Genomic DNA, 2,877 nt, shown 5'->3' on the forward strand with positions numbered 1-2,877 from the left:
GTGTTCAGCACCATCCCGAGTTCGGTCAATGCCTCCGGCGCCACAAGTGCTTCATACACACCGTTAACCGGTTCTTTCGCCGGAAGCCGTCCATCCACTAACCGGATGTGGCTTTCCATGCCATCAATCGCGGAAAGATCGGCCGACCTCTGAACATTGGTATCAATTTTGTCAGGTTCCGCTGGCATTAAATTGTAGCGCTGCGTCGCTCTTTCACGAACGAAAGTCTGCACCGGGATGCCGAATCGTCCCTCTTTTTCCTTCAAAAACTGCTCCGTTTCTGATATCGTGACATGCTTCTGTTGTTTTTCTTGCGCGGAAAAAGATGCCGACAGCCAATAAATGCCTGGATATTGATTGCTGCCCAGCTGCAACTGCTGCATTTCTTGAATGAGCAGTCTTTGCAAAATGGCACTCGTATAAATCGGCATGCTGCTCGCGAGTGCAACAGACAGCACAAGCCCGAACAACAAGCTAAGCTCAAGCCATTTATTATTGATCATTTTGCGCAAGATCATGATAAATAATGCCAATGTCTTAGCCTCCTAGTTGTTCAGGATAATCTGCTGTCCTTCAGTTATCCCTTTACGTATTTCTACTTCTGTTGCTGCAACGATTCCTTTCTCTACATCGATCTCTTTGCGGCTTTCGCCCTCCAACACCTGCACAAAATCGCGGCCCATGTAGTTGCGAAGTCCAGATCTTGGGATCACCATCACCTGATCTCGCTTCTGGGTCACGATCGTGATATCAGCCTGATTGCCAATCACAACATCCGGAGGCAGACCTGTCACTTGGATGTAGATGGCTTTCGCATTTTTATCCTGAATCGCCTTATTACTGTTCGGCGGCGCGGAGAGAGGGGTTTGAACAACCTTCCCTGCATAGGTTTTATCTTTGATTTTCACAGTTACTTCCATACCCACTTCGACTCCTGCCAAATCATTCTGACTGGAAGCCGTATAGACAAGCTTCATCTGCTTCTGATCGGCAAGTGTGATAACTTGCTTGTATGCAACGACTTGGTCTCCCGGCTGAAGGGTATCGATAAACGTCACGATCCCGTCAATCGTAGAAGTCAGCCTTGTATTCTGGAGTTGGCTCTCCAGCGATTCCAATTGCAGCTGGGCGCTTTCCATATCAAGCAGTTTCATTTGGATATCCGGATCATCGCCATCTTTTTCCCCCATCGCTTGCTGGAGTGAAATTTTTAGCTTTGCAATGGCAATTTGCTGGAGCTTAATCCTCATTTCCAAATCAGATGTTTCTGTTGTTGCCAGGATGTCCCCAGCTTTTACCTGATCGCCCAGTTTCACATTGATTTTTCTCAAACGTCCGCCAGACTCCGCATAAAATAAATAGTCCATTTTATCGGAAGCAAATGTGGCAACACCCGTAATTTGCTGTGTAATATTACTGCGTTTGACCGTGTATAGACTTAAGGTTTCCTTCGCGGGCTCGACAAGCGGCGGTTTCAGCTCGCCTTCTTCAACTGGCAAGAGCGCACATCCCGCTAGCACCCAGGCCATGCAGCATAGGCCGATAGCCGGCAACACTGCGCGTTTAAGTCGCATCGACAATTTGTCCATCCTCCAGTGCGTAAACATGATCGGCATAACTCATAATGGCGGGATCATGCGTCGTGAGAATGATCGTCATTCCCTCATGCTGCACCAAATCTTTGAATACCCGCATCACTTGCGCACCCATCTTGCTGTCTAATTCGGCAGTTGGCTCATCAGCGAGAATTAACGTCGGCTTATGGGCAATCGCTCTAGCAATAGCCACTCGCTGCTGCTCTCCACCAGACATTTCAAAAGGCCTATGTTTCATTCTTGCCTTAAGCCCTACATACTCTAGTGCACTTTCCGTATAATTTTTAAAATTCACAGACTTCACGCCAGCAATACGCAAACCAAACTCTACATTCTCATACGCTGTCATTAAAGGCACAAGGCCAAAAGATTGAAAAATAAGCCCCATATCCTTGCGCCGGAGGGCGTTGCGTTTGCTCTCGGAATATCCGCTGATTTCATTGCCATTAAAGAAAACTCGCCCTTCTGTCGGTCTGTCTAGTGCACCCAATATATTGATTAAAGTGGTTTTGCCAGAGCCTGAACGACCCCTGAGCGCAATAAGCTGCTTGGAGGGAATACTTAAGCTGGCTCCTCTCAAGGCATGAACCGCAGCTGTGCCGCGTCCAAATATGCGAGTCACACCTTCCGCCTTAACAAGAGGGGCAGAGCTTGCTAGTTGCTGGTCATTCATGACCACTCACGCTCCTATATGTGCGGATTTGGCTAGAGAAAGAACTCCAGTTCCAAAACTGGAGTTCGACATGTTGATTCAAAGCGATTAGCCGTTTTGCAGCGTCCACACAACAAGGGCATCCAGAAGCTTCCAACTATCTTCCGTAGCGTTATCATAATTGCCGGCGAACGAGAAGAAGGAAAGTCGTGCTTGCACTTCATAGCCGCTATCTGAGTGCGTTCCTTTGTTATAATAGAAAATTGTTGCTTCTTTCGGTTTTCCTGGGATCGTCGCAATGACCGTAGCTTCCTTGCCTGGAAGGCCATAAGCGATAGCTGTTTTGGGATCCGTAGTTAAGAGAAGGTCTACATCTCCCGAGAGTCCAGCCGCAGCCTTATCTTTCGGCTCTGCAATGGTCGTAGATTTAATATTATACTCGTTCGTGTTTTCTTCTTGAGAGGATAGTCCGAGATAGTACATGCCGTGATTTTTCAAATAAACCGTTGGAATCGCAACATCTTTCATAATGCCGGAACGAAGATATTTGGAGTTTAGTGTATTGCTGACAACAACCATATCGTAGCCTTCAGCTTTGTCGGCCGTAAATTTATCACAATTCACCCATGT

2 protein-coding genes and 2 pseudogenes are annotated in these 2,877 nt (G+C 47.2%); all 4 read right to left on the minus strand.

The features are described 5' to 3' along the window. Window positions 1–533, minus strand: a pseudogene (locus AC1DUA_RS32205) (ABC transporter permease); the annotation flags it as partial. Window positions 534–545: 12 nt separating this feature from the next. Further along, window positions 546–1,574: an efflux RND transporter periplasmic adaptor subunit gene (locus AC1DUA_RS32210; RefSeq protein ID WP_477503616.1), complete on the minus strand. Its 1,029-nt coding sequence runs from the start codon at window positions 1,572–1,574 to the stop codon at window positions 546–548. Further along, entirely contained in the window at window positions 1,564–2,268 is a 705-nt protein-coding gene (locus tag AC1DUA_RS32215; protein WP_477503615.1) for an ABC transporter ATP-binding protein, read from the minus strand. Before AC1DUA_RS32215 ends, AC1DUA_RS32210 begins: the two co-directional genes overlap by 11 nt. 87 nt (window positions 2,269–2,355) lie before the next feature. Next, a pseudogene (locus AC1DUA_RS32220) lies at window positions 2,356–2,877 on the minus strand (hypothetical protein); the annotation flags it as partial.

Source organism: Paenibacillus sp. 01T422 (assembly GCF_056398785.1).

Bases quoted from the DNA above. Each gene is read 5' to 3' on its own strand.
- AC1DUA_RS32210 (WP_477503616.1), bottom strand. From the start codon at position 1,574: ATGCGACTTAAACGCGCAGTGTTGCCGGCTATCGGCCTATGCTGCATG.
- AC1DUA_RS32215 (WP_477503615.1), bottom strand. From the start codon at position 2,268: ATGAATGACCAGCAACTAGCAAGCTCTGCCCCTCTTGTTAAGGCGGAA.